The organism is Kribbella sp. CCNWLW201 (assembly GCF_037203805.1).
Classification (GTDB): domain Bacteria; phylum Actinomycetota; class Actinomycetes; order Propionibacteriales; family Kribbellaceae; genus Kribbella.
Window position 1 is genome coordinate 125,014 of sequence record NZ_JBBCBQ010000010.1, and the last position, 19,647, is coordinate 144,660.

Genomic DNA, 19,647 nt, shown 5'->3' on the forward strand with positions numbered 1-19,647 from the left:
ATGCCGGTATGGGCACGGACAGTTGCGCCAGCGTTGCGTGGTGCAACCGAATACTCACGATTCGATACACGTCACAACGAGTCTCCGGAATCTGTTGACTCGGTGTAGGTCTTTGCGCAGACTAACCGCACTGTGCGCAGATCCTTGCAAGGCAGTGTTTCTTACTAAAGCGTGTCACCGGGGGCCGGATCAGTAGTCCTTGGAGGTGAGCTGTGGGCGGTGCGGTCGAGACACCGGCTGGGAAGCTGATCGAAGGGCCGGTCGCAGAGCCGAGACCCTCGCCCGTGAAACAGTTCCTGCAGGCCTGGCTGGTCCGACGAATCGCGAAAGCGGTCCTGACCGTCTTCATCGTCACCACCGGCACGTTCTTCCTGGTCCGGCTGCTGCCGGGCAACCCGGTCGACACCTTCATCCAGACCCAGATCTCGCAGACCGGCATGTCGTACGAGGATGCCGCGGCGCAGGCGAAGAACCTGTTCTCGCTGAATCCGGACGCCCCGCTGATCACGCAGTACTTCAGCTACATGGGGAACCTGCTGCACGGCGACTTCGGCAACTCGATCCTGTCGCCCGGCACCACCGTGGCCCAGGTGATCCAGACCTACCTGCCGTGGACGCTGTTCTCCGTCGGTGTCGCCACGGTGTTCAGCTTCGTCATCGGCATCGTGGCCGGCATGATCATGGCCTACCGCCGGGAGAGCTGGATCGACCACTTGCTCAGCTCGCTGGGTTCGCTGCTGCACGCGATCCCGAACTACATCCTCGCGATCCTGATCGTGGTCTTCCTCGGCGTGAAGTTGCAGTGGTTCAACCTGACCGAGGCCCGCGGCTCGTACACACCAGGTGTGGAACCCTCGTTCAGCCTGAGCTTCCTGAACGACATCTTCTACCACGCGATGCTGCCGATCCTCGCCTACGCGCTGACCACGGTCGGCTCCTGGGCGCTGGTGATGAAGTCGTCGACGGTGGAGACGCTCGGCGAGGACTACGTGACGGTGGCCCGGGCTCGCGGCCTGTCGGACTCGCGGATCCGGTCCGGGTACGTCGGGCGCAACGCCGTCCTGCCCTTGTTCAGCCAGCTCGCGGTGTCGCTCGGGTTCGTGGTCGGCGGCTCGATCTTCGTGGAGCGGATCTTCGGCTACCAGGGCATCGGGTTCAGCCTGTTCAACGCGGTCAACGGTCGCGACTACCCGGTGCTGCAAGGGATCTTCCTGGTGGTCACGATCTCCGTGGTGGTGGCGAACCTGCTGGCCGACGTTCTCTACAGCCGGCTGGATCCGCGGATCCGGGTCAGCGGCAAGGGCAAGGGGTGACGACGTGACCGAGGCTTCCATCCCCGTCACCTCGATCGGAACGACGGGTGTCTCCCGGTTCGCCGGCATCCTTCGTTCGCTGCGGCGCAGCCCGGCCGGGTTCATCGGCTTCGTGATCGTCGCGCTGATGGTGCTGATCACCGCGATCGTGCCGTTCTTCCTGCCGGACGTGACCCCGAACGTCAAGGAGATCCTGCTCCCCGCCGGTTCTCCCGGGCACCTGCTTGGTACCGACAACGAGGGCAAGGACGTCCTGATCCAGATGATCGGCGGCGGCCGGACGGTGATCTTCGTCGGCTTCGTCGCCGCTGCGATCTCGACCGCGCTGGCGATCGTGCTCGGATCGCTGGCGGCGTACCTCGGCGGCTGGGTCGACTCCGTCGTGGTCACGCTGGCCGACGTGTTCCTGACCGTCCCGCAGATCGTGCTGCTCGCGGTGCTCGGCGCGTTCTTCCGGCTGGACTCGCCGCTGCTGCTCGCGCTGCTGGTCGGCGGTCTGTCCTGGCCGGTGCTGACCCGGGCGGTACGGGCACAGGTGTTCTCGCTAAAGGAACGCGAGTTCGTCGAGGCCGCCCGGCTGCTGGATCTCGGCACGCCCCGGGTGGTGTTCGTCGAGATCCTGCCGAACATGGCCAGCTTCATCCTGATGAACTTCATGATCGGCGTGACCAACGCGATCTACCAGCTGGTCGGCCTCTATCTGCTCGGCCTGGCCCCGCTGACCGGGGCGAACTGGGGCATCATGCTCAACCGCGCCTGGATCGCCGGCGCCATCTTCAACGACAACAGTCTGGCGTGGATCCTCAGCCCTGTCGTCGCGATCATCCTGCTGCTGCTCGGACTGGTGATGATGACGAGATCCCTCGAAGAGATCCTCAACCCGCGGCTCCGGGACCGGTGACCATGGTGACGACCGCGACTTCAGGTGCCACCCGCGCGGTGCGCGGCGGACAGGGCAAGCCACTGCTGTCGGTGCGCGACTTCAAGGTCGAGTACCGGACCGGGAGCGGCACCACGGTGCAGGCTGTCCGCGGTGTCGACCTCGACCTCTATCCCGGCGAAAGCCTGGCGCTGGTGGGGGAGAGCGGCTGCGGCAAGACGACCTTCGGGCTCGGCCTGCTGCGGTTGCTGCCGCGGCTCGGCCACGCCTCCGGCGAGGTCACGTTCAACCGCGGCGACGGCACGGAGATCGATGTACTCGGGCTGGACGGGCGCGACCTGCGTCGTTTCCGCTGGCGGGACGCGGCGATGGTCTTCCAGGGCGCGATGAACGCGTTCAACCCGGTGCTGAAGATCCGTGCGCACATGCACGACACGATGCGCGCGCACACCAAGGCCACCAAGCAGGAGATCGAGGACCGGGCCTCCGAACTGCTCCGGCTGGTCCGGCTGGAGCCGTCCCGGGTGATGGACTGCTACCCGCACGAACTGTCCGGCGGTATGCGGCAGCGCGTGCTGATCGCGATGAGCCTGCTGCTCGAACCCGAGGTGCTGATCCTCGACGAGCCGACCACCGCGCTCGACATCCTCACCCAGCGCTCGGTCGTCGACGTCCTGCACGAGGTGCGCGAGCGGCTCGGGTTCTCGATGATCTTCATCTCCCACGACCTGTCGCTGGCAGCAGAGCTCGCCGACCGGGTCGCCACCATGTACGCCGGACGCATCATCGAGACCGGCGGTGTCCGGGACATGTTCTACCGGCCGCGGCACCCGTACACGCTCGGGTTGATCAAGGCCGTGCCGCCGATCGTCGGTGACCTGCCAGACATGGAGTCGATCCCGGGCGGTCCGCCGAGCCTCGCCGCGCTGCCGACGGGGTGCACCTTCAACCCGCGGTGCAAGTACGCGACCGAGGCGTGCACGGAGGAGGACCCGCCGCTGATCCCGATCACCGACGAGCCGGGCGACGCGCACGAGGCGGCCTGCATCCATTGGAAGGAGGTGCACCTCGAGCGTGAGGTGCCGAGCGACTTGGGGAACGCATCATGAGCGCGCTGGAGAAGTCCCCCGAGACCGCAGGCCCGACGCCGTTGATGACGCTCGGTGGGGTCAGCCAGGTGTTCCACACCAAGGCCGGGCCGATCCGGGCGGTCGACGACATCGACCTGTCGGTCAATCCCGGCGAGGTGCTCTGCCTGGTCGGCGAGAGCGGTTCCGGGAAGACCACTGCGGCCCGGATGGCGGCCGGGCTCGCCCGGCCGACCAGCGGTCAGGTCGCCTTCGACGGCACCGACATCTGGTCGATGCATCGGCAGGACTTCACGACATTCCGCCGCAGCGTGCAGTATGTGCACCAGGATCCCTACGCCTCGCTGAACCCGACCCGGACAGTCCAGCAGACGCTCACCGCGCCGCTGCTCAAGCACGGGGTCGTGAAGACCAAGAAGGCTGCCGCCGACAGAGCGGCCGACTTGCTCACCAAGGTCGATCTGACCCCGCCCGAGAACTACCTGTCGAAGTACCCGCACCAGTTGTCCGGCGGCCAGCGACAGCGCGTCGCGGTCGCACGGGCGCTCACGCTGGACCCGAAGCTGATCATCGCGGACGAGTCGACCTCGATGCTGGACGTGTCGATCCGGATCAGCGTGCTCGCGATGCTCGGCCGGCTGCGTGACGACCTCGGCGTCGGGTTCCTGTTCATCACCCACGACCTGGCCATCGCGAAGTACTTCGGCTGGAACGGCAAGACCGCGGTGATGTACCTGGGCCGGATCGTCGAGTTCGGGCCGACCCCGAAGATCATCAACGCGCCGACGCACCCGTACACCCGGGCGCTGATCGACGCGATCCCCGAGCCGGACCCGGATCTCACCAAGACCAAAGGCCGCGAATCCCTGCGCAGCCTGGAGATCCCGAGCCTGGCGCACCTGCCGTCCGGCTGCACGTTCCATCCGCGCTGCCCGCAGTTCGAGGACGGGCTGTGCGACGGAGCGGTGCCCCAACTCGTCGAGATCCGGTCCGGCCAGTCCGCCGCGTGCCATGTGGTGGCGCGCGACGGCGTACCCGAGAAGCGGCCGGATGAGCCGGGGGCCTGATGGGACCGCAGATCGGGCGCATGGCGCTCGGCTGGGCGGCGTTCCTGGTGCTGGCCAGCGGAGTGCTGCTGCTCACCCTGGCCCCGGGCACCCCGGAGTTCGTCGTCACCCTGTTCACCTTGTGTTTGGGCCTGCTACTGGGCCTGGTGGTCGTCGTCGGAGTCGTCCTGACCCGGCGCCGGGAAAAACGCGAGGGCGGTAGTCAATCGAATCAGTAGTGGCTGACACGCACGCAGGAGTGCGGTCAGTTCAGAAAGGACGAGGATGAGTCCCACCGAGACCAACGATCCCGGCACCAACGGAACGGGCGCGAGCGCCCTGACCAACGCGGTCTCCCGCCGGCATGTGCTCCAGCTGTTCGGCATCGCCGGTGTCGGCGTGGCCGGCATCGGATCAGTGACGGCGTGCTCGCCGAGCACCCCGACCAGCAGCAACGCGGGCGGCGGCAGCTCCGGCAACAAGGAGTTCCACGGCGCGTATCCCTACGAGCTGCCGCCGAAGGGCCACTTCAACCTGGGCCCCGGCGTCCTGGACGGGATTCAGCGGGCGAACAGCCCGTATCTCGATCTCATCTATCCCAGTGCCGCCATGTACTACTGGTCGGACAAGAAGTGGGAATACATGATGGCCGAGTCCAGCTCGCTGGACGAAGCCAACAAGACCTACACCCTGAAGCTCCGGTCCGGCCTGACCTGGAGCGACGGCAAGCCGGTCAACGCCAAGGACGTCGTGTCGACGTTCAACCTGCACTGGCTGATGCGCCAGCAGTCGTGGACGTTCCTGGCCGACGTCAAGGCGCAGGACGACACCACGGTCGTGTTCACGATCGGTACGCCGTCCACGGTGCTCGAGCGCTACATCCTCCGGGCACCGATCCTGCCGGAGTCGGTGTACGGCGAGTGGGCGACCAAGGCCGAGACCCTGCGCAAGGCGAAGGCCAGCCTGGACAGCGGCGAAGGCAAGAAGCTGAACGGCGACTTCCAGAAGTTCCGCCCGGAGAATCCGGCCGTCTCCGGACCGTTCAACTACGACGTCAAGAGCATGACCAACGCGCAGATGACGCTGGTCAAGAACGACAAGGGCCTGTTCGCCGACAAGATCGGCTTCACCAAGGTCGTGCTGTACAACGGCGAGACCTCCGACGTCACCCCGGTCGTGATGAACAAGGATGTCGACTACGCGACGCATGGGTTCGCGGTGGCCAGCGAGAAGACCATGCAGGGCAGCGGCTTCCGGATCCTCCGCCCGCCGGTGTACTCGGGTCCGGCGCTGTACTTCAACTACACCACTCACCCGGAGTTTGCCGATGTCCGGGTCCGGCAGGCGATCGCGTACATCCTGGATCGCAATGAGAACGGCACGGTCGCGCTCGGCGACTCGGGCAAGCCGTGCAAGTTCATGGCCGGTTTCTCCGACATCTCGGTCCCGGACTGGGTCTCGGACGCGGACCAGAAGAAGCTGAACGCGTACGAGAAGGACGAGGCGAAGGCCACCCAGCTGCTGCAGGAGGCAGGCTGGAAGAAGACCGGTGGCAAGTGGACGCTGCCGAGCGGTAAGCCGGCCGCGTACGACATCAAGTTCCCGACCGAGTTCGCGGACTGGAACCCGGCCGCCACCAACGCGGCCGACCAGCTGAACAAGTTCGGCTTCAACATCACCAAGCGGGGCGTCACCTTCACCCAGCAGGAGCCGGACGTTCTCGAGGGTAAGTTCGACATCGCCATCCAGGCGTGGGGTGCGTCGAGCCACCCGCACCCGTACTTCTCGTACAGCCAGGACCTCTACCGGTTCAACTACGTGCTGGCGGCGAACCAGGGCGGGAAGGGCATGAACTTCCCGCTCAACCAGACCACCTCGGCGGGTCCGATCGACCTGAAGGCGGTGGTGGACAAGTCCGCCCAGGGCCTGAACCTCGACGAGCAGAAGAAGAACGTCACTGCCGCGGCGATGGCGTTCAACGAGCTGCTGCCGATCATCCCGCTCTGGGAGCGCTACGGTAACAACCCGGCCCTCGAGGGCACCCGGGTCGCCAAGTTCCCGGCCGACGACGATCCGATCCTGAAGAACGCGCCGTACGCCGACAACTTCGTCATCATGTACATGTACCAGGGCAAGGTCACCCCGGTCTGATCGCAGTTAATCGGTAGCGGTTGGCCCTTTCGTTTGGTTGGGTCGGCCGGGTGATCAGCGTTCGCGAGATCGACCCGGCCGACCTGGCCCTCTTCGACGAGTGGTACGACGCGCTGCGGGCCGGCGTGGTGGCGGGACGCGAGGCCGCGCTCGTGGTCGGGCGGGAGGCGCTCGGCTACTCGTTGCGCAATCCGGGACCGCTGAAGCGGCGGCTCGCGGTCGGCGCGTTCGAGGACGACCGGGTGCTCGGCGCGATGCTGTTCGAGTACCGGCTGACCGACAATCTGGACACGGTCGAGGTCGAGATCGACGTACCGCCGCAGCATCGGCGTCGTGGCATCGGTACGGCGCTGTGGCAGTGGGCCGTGACGCGGTCGGCGCAGCTCGGGCGGACCATCTTCCAGACCGAACTCGGCGTGCCGTCGGAGCCGTGGCCGGGTGCCGCGTTCGCCGCGAGCCTCGGGTTCGCCGTCGAGCATGTCGAGGACCACCTCGTCGTACCGCTGCCGTATGACGACGTGCTCCTGGACGACCTGCGGCACACGGCCGGAGCGCTCGACGGCTATCGGCTGACGTCGTGGGCGGGGGTGTGCCCGCCGGAACATCAGCAGGCGTACGCCGATCTGCACACCGCGATGGATCACGACGTACCGACCGGCGGGATGACCCGCGAGGTGGTGCCGTGGACGGTGGAGAAGCTGCAGGCGAGTGAGCAGCGGATCGACCGGAGTTACCTCGCACTCGTCACGATGGCGCACACGGTGTCGGGGGAGCCGGCCGGATACACGTTGATGTACCTGCCACGGGCCGACGCCGAGCACGCCCAGCAGGACGATACGTTGGTACTGCGGGAGCACCGCGGGCACAACCTGGGCACTCACCTGAAGCTGGCCAATCTCGATCAGCTGGCGAAGCACCGGACGACCCAGCGGTTCCTGCACACCTGGACGGCGCTGTCGAACGGCCCGATGCAGAAGGTCAACGCCCGCTTCGGTTTCCGCTCGGTCGAGGAGCATCGCGAGCTCGAGCTGACCTACCCACGACTGCGTCCCGCCGCCCGGGCGGTGATTTTGGACCCCGCGGATCGGCTGTTGCTGGTCCGCTTCGAGTTCTCCAGCGGTCCGGTCTGGGCGACGCCCGGCGGCGGTCTCGAGGCGGAGGAGTCGCTTCGGGACGGGCTACATCGCGAACTCCAGGAAGAGGTCGGCCTCGACGCCCCGGCCGAGCTGACCCACCTCTGGCACCAGGAGGTAGTTGCCGAGGGCCACGCTTCCGGGTACGACGGCGTCATCAACGACTACTTCCTGGTCCGCACCGACCCCTTCACCGTCGGCGGCACCATGACCGAGGAGGAACTCCGCGCCGAGAACCTCCACGGCCACCGCTGGTGGACCCTCGAGGAACTCCTTGCCTCAGATGCCCGCTTCGCCCCCCGAACCCTTCCGTCGCTGATCCAGGACCTCCTCCAGCACGGCCCACCCACGATCCCAACCCAGCTAGGCCTGTGAACCTCCGCCACTCCACCCGAGGCCTCGTCCTGGACCCTTCGGACCGGCTCCTCCTGCTGCGCTGCGAACTCCCGGACAGGTCCTTCTGGGTGGCCCCTGGCGGCGGCCTCGAGCCCGGCGAATCCCACCACGAGGCTCTCGCCCGTGAGTTGCAGGAGGAGATCGGCCTGCAGTCCGCTGACATCCAGCACCACGTGTGGCGCCAGGAGGCGGTCGGACCGTATGCCGTCGGTCATGACGGCGTCCGCAACGACTACTACGTCGTCCGCACCGAGCACTTCGAGCCTGAGGCGACACCCGACTGGGAGCTGGAGGGTGTCAGCGACTGCCGGTGGTGGACCGTCTCGGAGTTGCTCAGCGCAGACGCCGAGTTCTCACCTCGAGCGTTGCCCACCTTGATGCATGCGTTACTGACCGACGGTGTGCCGGCGCGGCCGCTCCTGCTCGGGGTGTGACGTTCACAGCCGTCGTACCCAGGTCAGCCGGCCTTCGTCCATGAGGGCGTGACCGTCGGCGGTCTCGGCGACGGTGGGGTCATGGGTGGCGATGATGACTGCGGCACCGCGATCGGCCTGCGTACGCAGGAGATCGAGGACGCGTTCGCGGTTATTGCTGTCCAGCTCACTGGTGGACTCGTCGGCCAGGATCACCTTGCCTTGCTGGGCGATCCCACGGGCTACCGCGACCCGCTGCTGTTCACCACCGGACAGCTCCTCGACGAGATGGTCGCCGCTGTCGTTGAGGCCAACCTGGGTCAGTACCGGCGCCCGGGACTCGAGTTGCCAGGCGGCGGTCAGCTTCTGGCCGGACAGCGCCTCGGTCATCACGGTCTGCTCGACGGCACGGGCGAACCACGGTGCGAACACCGCGCAGGTCCCGATCAGCAGGCTGACCCCGCCAAGTACCAGCGCTTGGAACCACCGGTAGCGCAGCGCCTTCTTCAGGAACATCCAACCCCCTTTTGCCCCGGTCGAAGATACGGAACGCGACAGGCGAATGGATCTACAACGTTGACTTCGCTACAGACTTGTTGCCTGATCAGTCAGCCCTGTCACTGACCGTGACCGCAGGAGGGTCTTGCCCACAGCAACGGGTGACGACGGTAGGTTCGGGGCATGCGTGAATCGAAGCTCGGTGACCTGCACGTCTCCTGCCTCGGCCTCGGTTGCATGGGGATGTCCCAGTCCTACGGAGTGACGACGGACGAGGCCGAGTCCATCGCCACCCTGCACGCCGCCATCGACGCCGGCTGCACCTTCATCGACACCGCCGACGTGTACGGCGACGGCGCCAACGAGGAGCTGGTCGGCCGCGCGCTGGCCGGCCGTCGCGACCAGGTCGTCCTGGCGACCAAGTTCGGCTTCAAGAAGCCGGCCGACAGCAACGCGCTGCCGACTGTGGTCGACGGCAGCCCGGAGTACGCGCGGCAGGCTCTGGACGCCTCGTTGCGCCGCCTCGGCGTCGACCACATCGACCTGTGGTACCTGCACCGGCGCGACCCGCAGGTGCCGATCGAGGAGACCGTCGGCGCGATGGCCTCCTTCGTCGAGGCGGGCAAGGTCCGGTACCTCGGCCTGTCGGAGGTGAACGGCGACACGGTTCGGGCCGCGCACGCCGTACACCCGATCAGCGCCGTCCAGAGCGAGTGGTCGCTGTGGACCCGTGACCCGGAGACCGTCGTACTGCCGACGCTGCGTGAGCTCGGCATCGGATTCGTCCCGTTCAGCCCGCTCGGACGCGGCTTCCTGACCGGGCAGCTCAAGTCGCCGGACGACTTCGAGCCGGACGACATGCGCCGCGGGCTGCCGCGGTTCAGCGGGGAGAACTTCCAGCGCAACCTCGACCTGGTCGCGCAGGTGACCGCGATGGCTGCCGACAAGGGCGTCACTCCCGGTCAGCTGGCGCTCGCCTGGCTGCTTGCTCAGGGCAACGATGTGGCGCCGATCCCGGGGACGAAGCGGCGCAAGTACCTGGCCGAGAACCTCGGTGCGGCCGACGTCGAGCTGACCGCGGACGAGCTGGCCGCGCTGGACGAGGCGTTCCCGCCGGACGCGGTCTCCGGACAGCGGTACACCCAGGGCGGGATGGACCTGGTGGGCAAGTGATCGGCCTCACCGGCTCCACCGGTCAGCTCGGTTCCCGGATCGCCCGGTTGCTGGCGGATTCCGGCGTACCGCAGCGGCTGATCGTTCGCGATCCGGCGCGTGCTCCGGAGTTGCCGGGCGCGGAGGTGGCGCAGGGGGCGTACGGCGACCAGTCGTTCGCCGACGCGCTGGACGGGATCGAGACCCTGATGTTGCTCAGTGCAACGGAGTCGGCGGATCGGGTCGCGTTGCACAAGGCAGCGGTCGACGCGGCGGTGGTGGCCGGTGTGCGGCGGATTGTCTACACCTCGTTCCTGGGTGCGGCGCCGGGGTCGACGTTCACCTTCGCTCGGGACCACTGGCACACCGAGGAACACATCCGGTCCCTGGGCGTCGACTTCACCTTCCTGCGCGACAACCTGTACCTCGACTTCGTCACCGGATTCGTCGGCGAGGACGGCTCGATCCGCGGACCGGCCGGCGACGGGCGAGTGGCCGCGGTGGCCCGCGACGACGTGGCAGCGGTAGCGGCCCGGGTTCTGGTGGACCCGGGGCACTCCGGCATGACCTACGACCTGACCGGCCCGGTCGCCTTCACGTTGGCCGAGGCAGCCGCCGTACTCTCCGAAGCCTGGGGCCGGCCCGTCCGCTACGAGGCGGAGACGCTGGACGAGGCCTACCGGTCCCGCGAGGTGTACGGCGCTCCCGCTTGGGAGGTGGCCGGCTGGGTCACGTCGTACGCCGCAATCGCCAGCGGCGAGCTGAGCGCGGTGTCCTCTGCCGTCGAGGACATCACCGGCCGCCGGCCGACCAGCCTCGAGGAGTATGTCGCCCGCGGGTGAGAGACTGTTCGGGTGCCGCTCTACCGGGATGAGGCGATCGTGCTGCGCACCCAGAAACTGGGTGAAGCGGACCGGATCGCGACGCTGCTGACCCGCGGCCGCGGCAAGATCCGCGCCGTCGCGAAGGGCGTCCGCCGTACTTCGTCCCGCTTCGGCGCCCGGCTCGAGCCGTTCAGCCACGTCGACCTGCAACTCGCCACCGGCCGCACCCTCGACGTCGTCACCCAGGCCGTCTCGATCTCCGCGTACGGCGAGGGAATCGTCGGCGACTACGCCCGCTACACCACCGGCACGGTCCTGCTCGAGACCGCCGATCGCTTCGTCGTCGAGGAGAAAGAACCCGCGACCCAGCAGTTCCTGTTGCTGGCCGGCGCCCTCCGCGTCCTGTCCAACGGCGAACGCGAACCCGCCATCGTCCTCGACTCCTTCCTGCTCCGCTCCCTCGCCATCGCCGGCTACGCCCCCTCCTTCGGCGACTGCGCCCGCTGCGGCGAACCCGGCCCACACCGAGCCTTCAACCCCGCCGCCGGGGGCATGGTCTGCGCCACCTGCCGCCCCCCAGCCTCAGCCATGCCCGCCCCTGCCACCGTCACCCACCTGGCCGCCCTCCTCACCGGCGACTGGCCCACGGTCCTCCAAGCCGACCCCCGCACCCGCCGAGAATCCACCGGCCTGATAGCCGCCTTCTTCACCTACCACCAAGACCACCAACTCCGCTCCCTCCCCCACCTGGACCTAACCCCCTAACCTCCGCAAGCCCTGTGGATAACCCCACCCCCACGAACCGAACGTATGAAACAGTTGCACTCTCAGTAGTCCCCGTTCGGTTCCCGGAGGTCCCCCAATGCGCAGGCGACTAGCCACAGCAGCCCTAATCACCACAGTCGCCACCACCCTCCCCGCCTGCACCAACGAAACCCCCAAACCCCCACCCTTCACCCCCTCCACCGCACCGACCAGCACCGCCTCCACTCCGGCCAACGAGTCAGAGCAAGCCGGCGCCGCAGCCGTAGCCGCCTACCGCCGGTACATCCAGGTGATCAACGAGATGACGGCGAGTGGAGGCACGGAGGTGGAGAGCCTCCCATCGGTCGCAGCTGGCGTCGAGCTTCGTGTATCCCAGATTCAGGCTGAGAACTATCGCGGCCGGAGGATCAGGACCATCGGGGCCCCGGAGTTCATCTGGGTCAAGCCAGTCAAGGTGGCTGGGGCGACTGCCGGCAAGTTCACTACGGCATCCATCCAGGCCTGCTTAGACACGTCGAAGACTCAGGCCGTCGATTCGACCGGAAAGAGTGTGAGGCAGCCCGGTACGCCGACTCGTTGGCTGGACAACCGCGATCTGCAACTGATCGCTGGAAGCTGGAAAGTCATCAAGGGCGAGAATCAGGGGGCAAAATGCTGACCTCGGTGATTGCGACGGTGAGCTTGCTCGCAGGCTTGCCGATGGCCGGAGTGACTCCTGGCTTGCAGACGCCCAGTCCCGCAGCTCCGAAATGTGACTGGGACCTGATCTCCGGCCTGTGCCGAATCACGCTGAACAATCAGAAGGGAACGCCGCCTGTCACCGGCGAGGGGAAACCTGGGTCGAAGGAGGTCGGACAGCCGGGGTGCGTGTTCGAGGGGAAGGCGATTCCGTGTCGGACGCAGAACGGGTTCTGGGATGCTGCGTCGGGGTGCTATCTGACGCCGACTGACACGCCGGTCTCGATGGTCAATTCGGCCAGCGACTATCCGCCCGGGACAAAGTTCTACCGGTGCTGGGTTCTGCTGGACGTGGTGGATGGGAGACCGGAGGGGATCGAGAGGTTCGAGCCTGTCGTCCGGGAACCGGGGGAGCCGGAGACGATTGATCCTCGGGTGGCGGCTCAGCAGGTGGTCAAGTCGATGGTTTTCGTGGCACCGCAGCTCGGGTTGTCGCCGTACGTGCAGAGTGCGACGCACGAAGGCATCGTGAACGTCCCGATCTGGATGTGGGTAACGGATCCGGGTGCGAGCACGACCGGCCCGTTGACCGAGCGGGCGACGCTAGGCGGCGTAACCATCGAAGCCACTGGAACGGTCGACCGGATCGAATGGTCGATGGGCGCCGGCGACGTAGTCACCTGCAAGGGAGCCGGCACCCCGTTCATCCGGGCGAACGCCGAGGGCAAATCCCTCAAGGAAATCCCCGCATCACCCACGTGCGGCCACACCTACCGCAAGACCTCCCGCTGCGAGAAGAACGGCCAATTCCAAGTCACCGCAACCGCCTACTGGAACGTCCACTGGACCGGCGGCGGCATGCAAGGCAACATCCCCCTCAACTTCAGCCGCTCGATCCCCCTCCAAATCACCGACCTCCGCCCAGTCCTAGTAGCCCCAGAAGCCACCGCACCCGCACCCCAACCATCGCCAAGACCCTGCCCCTAACAACAGCCGCCCAAGCGGCCACCCTTCTGGCTGCCTGCGAACCGGCACCCAACAGCCGGACGTCCTTGATCTGCTCGATCATCGGGACCCCCGAGTGGACGGACGACTTCGTCGTACCTCGTCGAGCATCTCCGCCGACCAGCGCGGCTGGAAGCGTTTAGGAACGCCCGCCTAACTGGCTCTGGCATCGCGGGCTTCTACCTGTCCTGACCAGGTTCCGGTACGTCGTCATCGTCGTACTCGTACTCGGACTCGGACTCGTTCAGCATCGTGTCGAGTGCTTCCGGCGCTAGTTTCGCAGTCGTACGTCCAAGGCGAGTACGTCGGCCAGTCGCACCCAGTCGACGTACTCGATGGATCGGAACGGGATCGCACCCTCGGCGATGTACGACCGCAGATCGTCGCTCCCCATCCCGATCGCGGCGGCCGCCTCGTCGATCGGCAGACTCATGCCGAAGCGCCGTGACCTGCACAGCAAACCCTGCCGCATCGCCCCCTCGACGGCTGGTTGTACGTCAGCACCCATGGCAGTGTGAACTGCAACGCTTCGAACACCCTGGGCGGAAGCTCGTGCCTCGTTCCGTCCGCCCCGATCAGCGCCGGCCATCCGGCAGCCGGCTGGCTGTCGTCCTCGGACAGCAGGTGTATCTCGGACGCGATCGGCTCGCAGCTCACCCGCTTGCCGCAGGGGCCGGCCGGCTTCGGCGACAGGCTCGGCAGTGCGTCGATGTCCTCTGAGCTTGTGACCCGCAGGTCAGCAGGTGGCTTTGGCCGGAGCGGTGGGTTGTGAGTCATTGGGATCCACCAGCACCGGGACCGCCTCGCCGATCCGCAGTTGGGTCGCGGCGTCCTGCGTCATCGAGATCTGCCCGGTATCACCCAGCGTGCTCTGCCAGGTGATGTCCCACTGAGCGGTCGCCGTCACCGGGTACACGCACTTCGGCAACTCCCGAGACGTCTTCTTGTACCGATGCCCGCAGTCCGGCGAGTCCTTGATCCCCATCGACTTGTCGTACGGCGTCCCAGCGCCCTCACACCGCACCGTGCTCCCATCACCCATGGCCCAATTGATGGCCTTCACCTGAGCAGTAGCCGTCACGCTCAACCCAGGCACACTCGCACTACGCGCAATCGGCCCCCAGGTGTTCTCACTCTTCTCCACCCACAACCACACAGGCATGTTCACCAACCCAACCTGCCCCACCCCAGGCGCCGTCCTGACAACCGGCGGCGCCAACTCCATCAACGCAATCGCCCGATAAGCCAACGTCACCGGATCAACCACCACAGTGTCAGGCTCCCCAGGCAACCAAACCCACTCAGTCACCAAATGCTCCCCCTCGTCATACCCCTGCTCCCGCACACACGCCCAGATACTCCCGTCGGTATGCCCCTGCCACCGCGGATCGCCGAAGGGCGGCTGTGGAGCCTCGCGCCTCATGTAGCACTGCTGGCTGTTCGACCAGTTACCCAGCCGAGAGGTGCAAGCCTGCGGCGCCCCGCCGTGCTGGCAGACTCGTTTGGTCCTTCCCTGCGGGTCCTTGCCATCGACTGGCTCGGTCTTATCGGGAGCGTTGACATAGCTCTTCAGGATCCACATGCAACGGTTGCCGCCGCCGACGCATGTCCAGACGTAGTCGGGTCCCGGACGAGGCGGCTTATCCCCGGCAGTCGCAACCAACGGGGACGCTAGCAACCCCAATACGCACAGGGGTAAGACGATTGCTCTGAAGCCTCGCCTCAACATGCGCCCATGGCCTTGTCTGCGATGAGCCACCACATCTTCTGGCCACCGGGGGCAGGCGGGGCGTAAACGAGTTGTGAGGAGAACTTTTGACGGTTCCCGTTGCCCGGTCCCGTGGGAACTGGCTTGCCATCTTTCTGGAATCTGATGACGACCGCAGAGCTGTCGATGCAGCTGACCATTCGAACTTCCGGTTGCTGAAGATCGAGCTTGACTGACGTCACCATCGTGTTGGTGATCTTCGTATTTCCGGTCTGGTACCAGCCGTAATCCTCGAAATTGAGGATGTCCTGAAGAATAGTCAGAATCCAGGACCCGCCATTGCCTGCTTTCTCCAGATCAGTCCGCGTGGCTTTGGTCGGCGCGAGCATGGCCTTGTCAATAGCCGCTCGGGCGGCGGTATAGCGGGCTTTGGCGGCGGTGATGGCGGCTTGTTGTTCTGGGGTCCACTCGGGGGTGGAGGGGGCGGTGGGGGTTGGGGTTGCTGTGGGGGAGGTGGGGGTGGTGTTGGGGCGGCCGGCTTCGGGGGAGGCTTGGCAGGCGGTTAGCGCCAGGAGGGCGCTGAGGGCTGCGGTGGCGGGTCCGAGGGCCGGGCGGCGGGTCATTCAGGCTCCGATCTGAGTGCGGTTGGTGTAAGGGTGTCATACGGAGGGTGTTCGCCGGGGTGGGTTATCCACAGGGTTCGGGCGTGCGGGAGACTGCTGGTTATGTCGCCTATTGGTCGTCGTCGGGGTTGGGGTGTGGTGCAGCGGGGTGGGGAGAAGGTGGTGGTGGCGCCGGATCCGCATCCGTCGGGGGCCAGGCCGCCGGGGATCCCGGCGGAGTTGGTGCCGCGGCACGTGGCGATCGTGATGGACGGGAACGGGCGGTGGGCGAAGCAGCGGGGGTTGCCGCGGACCGAGGGGCACAAGGCGGGGGAGGCGTCGCTGCTGGATGTGATCAAGGGCGGCATCGAGATCGGCGTGAAGTACATCTCGGCGTACGCGTTCTCGACCGAGAACTGGGCCCGGTCGCCCGAAGAGGTGCGGTTCCTGATGGGGTTCAACCGCGAGGTGATCCACCGGCGCCGTGACGAGCTGGACGCGATGGGCGTGCGGGTGGTGTGGTCCGGGCGGCGGCCGCGGTTGTGGAAGAGCGTGATCGACGAGCTGGAGTACGCGCAGGAGCGGACCAAGCACAACGACACGATCACGCTGCAGTTCTGTGTGAACTACGGCGGTCGCGCGGAGCTGGCGGATGCGATGCGGTCGATCGCGCGCGATGTTGCCGCCGGCAAGCTCAAGCCGGACCGGATCACCGAGCAGACGGTCGCCCGGCACCTGTACGCGCCGGACATCCCCGAGGTGGACCTGTTCGTCCGTTCGTCGGGTGAGCAGCGTACGTCGAACTTCCTGGTCTGGCAGCTCGCGTACGCCGAGATGGTCTTCCTGGACACGCTCTGGCCCGACTTCGACCGCCGCGACCTGTGGCGCGCGATCGAGATTTACGCGCAGCGTGACCGGCGGTACGGCGGCGCGATCCCCAACCCTGTCGTCGCCGACAGCTGAGTACGACGTACGCCGTACGACGGAACGGTGGTGGACTCCAGGGCGTCAACTCTTGTTGGCACACTGATCCGGACGGAGAGGACTGATATGCAGGACCAACCGATGGACGATCCGGCGGCTCAGGTGGAACGAGAGCTGCGCGCCGCGCAGGAGCAGGTCCGTGAACTGGGCGACATCCTGCGCGCCGCCCTGGCCGAGGACGACCGGCTCGCGCAGCAGACAAACCATCCGGCGCCGCAGGCCAGCCAGTCGCCGCAGGACCACCGGCCGACGACACGGGACGAGCACTGATGGCGAACGAGGACGAGGTCATCTACCGGACCGATCGGATCACGAACGATCTGGTGACGGCGCGCGCGACCATTGAGGCCGTGGTGCACGCCACGAGCGATCCCTCCTTCGATCGCATGCTGGCCCGCCGGCTGGAGGACCTCGAGACGCTGCGCGTCGGCGCCGACCGGGTCCGCAGTGCCGAGGCGGCGGCCCGATCGGTCGAGAGTGACGAGCACAGTACCGATGACCAGCGCTACGACGCCGGTGCCGAAGTGCGTAAGGAGTTCTCGAAAACCCAGCAGACCGCGGGTGTGCTGATGGAGCGGATCCGTGAGTCGGAGTCAGAGGTCGCCGGGCTCGGCGAACTCCTCAAGCAGAGTTCGGACGCGATCGACAGCGGGATCGAGCACCTCGACAAACTCGAGCAGCTGCCTGGTCGCAGCAACTCGACGACCCACCAGTTGCGGGTCCGGCTGAACAACCTCAGGAACGCTGTCACAACGGCAGGCGGCACCCTCAACCGGGCGGCGACCCGGCTCGAGTCGGCCCGGGTCACTGCGGCGCGGTTCGAGGTCCGCGGGTCGGAGATCGACGGCGAGGACTTGCGCTCCGTTGTGGTCGACCGGACGGGTTCGCAGCTGGAGACCGACGTGAGTGTGGCCCGTGAAGGACTGGCGGGTCTGAACGGTCAGGTCGCCATCGCGGCGCCCAGTGCGCACGACGCGTTCAACCAGAGCGCCGACCTGGCGAACGCGGCCCGGGCCGCCCAGAATCCGACGCCGACATCGGCCCAGCAGATCTCCGCCGGCAGCGGGGAGCAGGACCGTCGTCATGGGGCCGGCGGGCCCGCACACGGTACCGGCATCAATCTGTAGGTCGACTCAGCGCCTGGGTGAGGGCAGCAGGCCGCGTTCGATGGCGACCGTCACCGCTCGGGTGCGGTCGTCGACGTCGAGCTTGGCAAACAACCGCTGGAGATGTGTCTTCACGGTGGCCTCGCCGATGAACAGCTCGCGGCCGATCTCGGCGTTGCTGAGGCCGCGGGCGACCGCCGCCAGGACCTCCAGCTCGCGCGGTGACGGTTGCGCCGCGGCCGGTGCTGCCGGGGTCCGCAGCCGCGACATCAGGCGGGCCGCGACCGGGGGAGCGAGGACAGTTTCACCACGAGCCGCCGCGCGGATCCCGTCCAGCAGGTCAGCATGCGGCGTGTCCTTCAATAGATAGCCGGCGGCACCCGCCTCGACCGCGTGCAGGATGTCGGTGTCGGTGTCGTACGTCGTCAACACGAGCACCCGGGTCGACGGATACCCGGACACGATCGCACCGGTCGCCGAGACCCCGTCCATCCGAGGCATCCGCAGATCCATCAGTACGACGTCCGGCTTGGTCGACTCCACCAGCGCGAGGGCCTCCGCACCGTCGCCCGCCTCACCGACCACCGAGATGTCGTCGGTCACCGCGAGCATCCCGACCAGTCCCGACCGCACCACGGGATGGTCGTCGACCACCAGAACCCGAATCACACATCCTCCTCAGCGTTAGCGGGGACGAGCACCTGCACCCGGGTACCCCGACCCGGCTCGCTCTCGACCTGCACCGAACCACCCGACTCCTCGACCCGCCCCCGCATCGCGGCCAGCCCGAAGCCGCCGGCCGACGTACCGGGCGCGAACCCGGAACCGTCATCCCGGATCTCGATCCATACCCCGCCGTCCGACAGCCCCAGCGTGATCTGGACCTGCGTCGCCCCCGCGTGCTTCCGAACGTTCGCCAACGCCTCCTGGGCCGATCGCAACAGCACCACCTGCTGCCCCTGCGGCAGTGCGGCGACTTCCTCGTCCGGCAGATCGAGCGATACCTGTACGTCGACCCCGGTCTCGGCCGCGAAGCGCTCAGCCTGCCGGCGCAGCACCTCCGCCAACGTTGCCTCAGACAACGCGACCGGGGTGAACGCGGCAACCAACGCCCGTGCCTCGGCCAGGTTCTCCCGTGCCGTGTCCTCGATCGCCGCCAGCCGTGCCGCGGTTCCGTCGGTCCCGCCGCGCTGGAGCTCGACCGCGGCCGCCTGCGCGAGCATCACGATGCTGGTCATACCCTGCGCCAGGGTGTCGTGGATCTCCCGCGCCATCCGCTCCCGCTCCGCCATCACGCCGGCACTGTGGTGCGCCTCGTTGAGCTCGTCCCGGGCGGACTCGAGTTGCGCGATCAGTTCGGCCCGCTGCTCGCTCTGGGTGATCACCCGCGCGATCCAGAGCCCGAACAGCACGCTGACGACCAGACTGACCGCCATCCACGGCAGGATCTCCCAGAACGCGTCCCAGCCCCACCCAGCGCTCCACAGTTGCGCGGAGCCGACGCCGATCACCAGCAGCACGCTGAACGCCACACCCTCGCGCAGCCGGTCGCAGAGCAGCCACATCTGCGCCGACGCGATGAACATCACGAACACCGCCTGCGGATACAGCGCGACCAGCACCATCAGGCACCCGACCAGCAAGATCCGGTACGCGTACGACGGAAGTTGCCGACGCGAGGTCATCGCCGGCCACCCGACGAACTGGTACGCCGCCCCGAGCAACGCGATCGCACTCGTGTAGACAATCCGACGACCCGTGCTGAAGTCGGCCGAGATCGAGATGACCAGCGTCATCACCAGCAGCACCCAGAACACGATGTGCCAGCCGATCAGCGTTCGCACCCAGATCGGTTCGTCTACCCGAGTCCGTTCCACGATCCCATCTTCCTCCAATCAAACCGGG

At 67.0% G+C, this 19,647-nt stretch carries 22 protein-coding genes; 16 read left to right on the top strand and 6 right to left on the bottom strand.

Annotation, left to right across the window (positions count from 1 at the left end; translation table 11 throughout):
• The first annotated feature begins 284 nt into the window (after nt 1-284).
• The 8 genes from V9K99_RS33215 to V9K99_RS33250 are packed head-to-tail and all read left to right on the top strand — an operon-like array spanning nt 285 to nt 8,441.
• The gene (locus V9K99_RS33215; protein ID WP_337323856.1) at nt 285-1,313 is read left to right on the top strand and encodes an ABC transporter permease; all 1,029 of its coding nucleotides are present in this window, start codon (nt 285-287) and stop codon (nt 1,311-1,313) included.
• Nucleotides 1,314-1,317: 4 nt separating this feature from the next.
• Nucleotides 1,318-2,214 (top strand): ABC transporter permease, encoded by an 897-nt coding sequence (locus tag V9K99_RS33220; RefSeq protein WP_337323855.1) that lies wholly within the window; start codon nt 1,318-1,320, stop codon nt 2,212-2,214.
• 2 nt (nt 2,215-2,216) lie between these two features.
• The gene (locus V9K99_RS33225) at nt 2,217-3,302 is read left to right on the top strand and encodes an ABC transporter ATP-binding protein (protein ID WP_337323854.1); all 1,086 of its coding nucleotides are present in this window, start codon (nt 2,217-2,219) and stop codon (nt 3,300-3,302) included.
• Nucleotides 3,299-4,348: an ABC transporter ATP-binding protein gene (locus V9K99_RS33230; protein ID WP_337323853.1), complete on the top strand. Its 1,050-nt coding sequence runs from the start codon at nt 3,299-3,301 to the stop codon at nt 4,346-4,348. Before V9K99_RS33225 ends, V9K99_RS33230 begins: the two co-directional genes overlap by 4 nt.
• Nucleotides 4,348-4,566, top strand: a complete 219-nt coding sequence (locus V9K99_RS33235; protein ID WP_337323852.1) for a hypothetical protein — start codon at nt 4,348-4,350, stop codon at nt 4,564-4,566. The genes V9K99_RS33230 and V9K99_RS33235 overlap by 1 nt, the downstream gene beginning before the upstream one ends.
• A gap of 46 nt (nt 4,567-4,612) precedes the next feature.
• Nucleotides 4,613-6,478, top strand: a complete 1,866-nt coding sequence (locus V9K99_RS33240) for an ABC transporter substrate-binding protein (protein ID WP_337323851.1) — start codon at nt 4,613-4,615, stop codon at nt 6,476-6,478.
• Nucleotides 6,479-6,528: 50 nt separating this feature from the next.
• Nucleotides 6,529-7,986, top strand: coding sequence for a GNAT family N-acetyltransferase (locus tag V9K99_RS33245; RefSeq protein ID WP_337323850.1), 1,458 nt, complete (start codon nt 6,529-6,531; stop codon nt 7,984-7,986).
• The gene (locus tag V9K99_RS33250; RefSeq protein ID WP_337323849.1) at nt 7,983-8,441 is read left to right on the top strand and encodes an NUDIX hydrolase; all 459 of its coding nucleotides are present in this window, start codon (nt 7,983-7,985) and stop codon (nt 8,439-8,441) included. The genes V9K99_RS33245 and V9K99_RS33250 overlap by 4 nt, the downstream gene beginning before the upstream one ends.
• 3 nt (nt 8,442-8,444) lie before the next feature.
• Here V9K99_RS33250 and V9K99_RS33255 read toward each other — a convergent pair whose 3' ends face one another.
• Nucleotides 8,445-8,936 carry an ATP-binding cassette domain-containing protein gene (locus tag V9K99_RS33255; protein ID WP_337323848.1) on the bottom strand — a complete coding sequence of 164 codons (492 nt, stop codon included), beginning with the start codon at nt 8,934-8,936 and terminating at the stop codon, nt 8,445-8,447.
• Between the two features lie 165 nt (nt 8,937-9,101).
• On the opposite strand from V9K99_RS33255, the gene V9K99_RS33260 reads away from it, so the two are divergent.
• From V9K99_RS33260 to V9K99_RS33280, 5 genes are all read left to right on the top strand, one after another.
• The gene (locus tag V9K99_RS33260; protein WP_337323847.1) at nt 9,102-10,091 is read left to right on the top strand and encodes an aldo/keto reductase; all 990 of its coding nucleotides are present in this window, start codon (nt 9,102-9,104) and stop codon (nt 10,089-10,091) included.
• A complete protein-coding gene (locus V9K99_RS33265; protein ID WP_337323846.1) occupies nt 10,088-10,912 on the top strand; it encodes an SDR family oxidoreductase in 825 nt (274 codons plus the stop codon). Before V9K99_RS33260 ends, V9K99_RS33265 begins: the two co-directional genes overlap by 4 nt.
• Nucleotides 10,913-10,924: 12 nt before the next feature.
• Nucleotides 10,925-11,659 carry a DNA repair protein RecO gene (recO, locus tag V9K99_RS33270; RefSeq protein WP_337323845.1) on the top strand — a complete coding sequence of 245 codons (735 nt, stop codon included), beginning with the start codon at nt 10,925-10,927 and terminating at the stop codon, nt 11,657-11,659.
• A 289-nt stretch (nt 11,660-11,948) separates the two neighbouring features.
• The gene (locus V9K99_RS33275) at nt 11,949-12,317 is read left to right on the top strand and encodes a hypothetical protein (protein WP_337323844.1); all 369 of its coding nucleotides are present in this window, start codon (nt 11,949-11,951) and stop codon (nt 12,315-12,317) included.
• A gap of 482 nt (nt 12,318-12,799) precedes the next feature.
• Nucleotides 12,800-13,324, top strand: coding sequence for a hypothetical protein (locus V9K99_RS33280; protein WP_337323843.1), 525 nt, complete (start codon nt 12,800-12,802; stop codon nt 13,322-13,324).
• A 289-nt stretch (nt 13,325-13,613) separates the two neighbouring features.
• On the opposite strand, the gene V9K99_RS33285 is transcribed toward V9K99_RS33280, so the two are convergent.
• The 3 genes from V9K99_RS33285 to V9K99_RS33295 form a co-directional block, all read right to left on the bottom strand.
• Nucleotides 13,614-13,850: a hypothetical protein gene (locus tag V9K99_RS33285; protein ID WP_337336417.1), complete on the bottom strand. Its 237-nt coding sequence runs from the start codon at nt 13,848-13,850 to the stop codon at nt 13,614-13,616.
• A 228-nt stretch (nt 13,851-14,078) separates the two neighbouring features.
• Complete coding sequence (locus V9K99_RS33290; RefSeq protein ID WP_337323841.1) at nt 14,079-14,510, bottom strand: hypothetical protein; 432 nt, start codon at nt 14,508-14,510, stop codon at nt 14,079-14,081.
• A gap of 554 nt (nt 14,511-15,064) precedes the next feature.
• On the bottom strand, nt 15,065-15,673 hold the full coding sequence (locus V9K99_RS33295; RefSeq protein ID WP_337323840.1) for a hypothetical protein: 609 nt from the start codon (nt 15,671-15,673) through the stop codon (nt 15,065-15,067).
• A 102-nt stretch (nt 15,674-15,775) separates the two neighbouring features.
• Between V9K99_RS33295 and V9K99_RS33300 the strand changes: the two genes are divergently transcribed.
• The 3 genes from V9K99_RS33300 (at nt 15,776) to V9K99_RS33310 (ending at nt 17,763) form a co-directional block, all read left to right on the top strand.
• Nucleotides 15,776-16,615, top strand: a complete 840-nt coding sequence (locus V9K99_RS33300; RefSeq protein WP_337323839.1) for an isoprenyl transferase — start codon at nt 15,776-15,778, stop codon at nt 16,613-16,615.
• Between the two features lie 102 nt (nt 16,616-16,717).
• A complete protein-coding gene (locus tag V9K99_RS33305; protein WP_337323838.1) occupies nt 16,718-16,906 on the top strand; it encodes a hypothetical protein in 189 nt (62 codons plus the stop codon).
• Entirely contained in the window at nt 16,906-17,763 is an 858-nt protein-coding gene (locus V9K99_RS33310; protein WP_337323837.1) for a hypothetical protein, read from the top strand. The genes V9K99_RS33305 and V9K99_RS33310 overlap by 1 nt, the downstream gene beginning before the upstream one ends.
• A 6-nt stretch (nt 17,764-17,769) precedes the next feature.
• Here V9K99_RS33310 and V9K99_RS33315 read toward each other — a convergent pair whose 3' ends face one another.
• Together V9K99_RS33315 and V9K99_RS33320 are read right to left on the bottom strand one after the other, a co-directional pair.
• Entirely contained in the window at nt 17,770-18,411 is a 642-nt protein-coding gene (locus V9K99_RS33315; protein ID WP_337323836.1) for a response regulator transcription factor, read from the bottom strand.
• The gene (locus V9K99_RS33320; RefSeq protein ID WP_337323835.1) at nt 18,408-19,619 is read right to left on the bottom strand and encodes a sensor histidine kinase; all 1,212 of its coding nucleotides are present in this window, start codon (nt 19,617-19,619) and stop codon (nt 18,408-18,410) included. The genes V9K99_RS33315 and V9K99_RS33320 overlap by 4 nt, the downstream gene beginning before the upstream one ends.
• Nucleotides 19,620-19,647 lie beyond the last annotated feature (28 nt).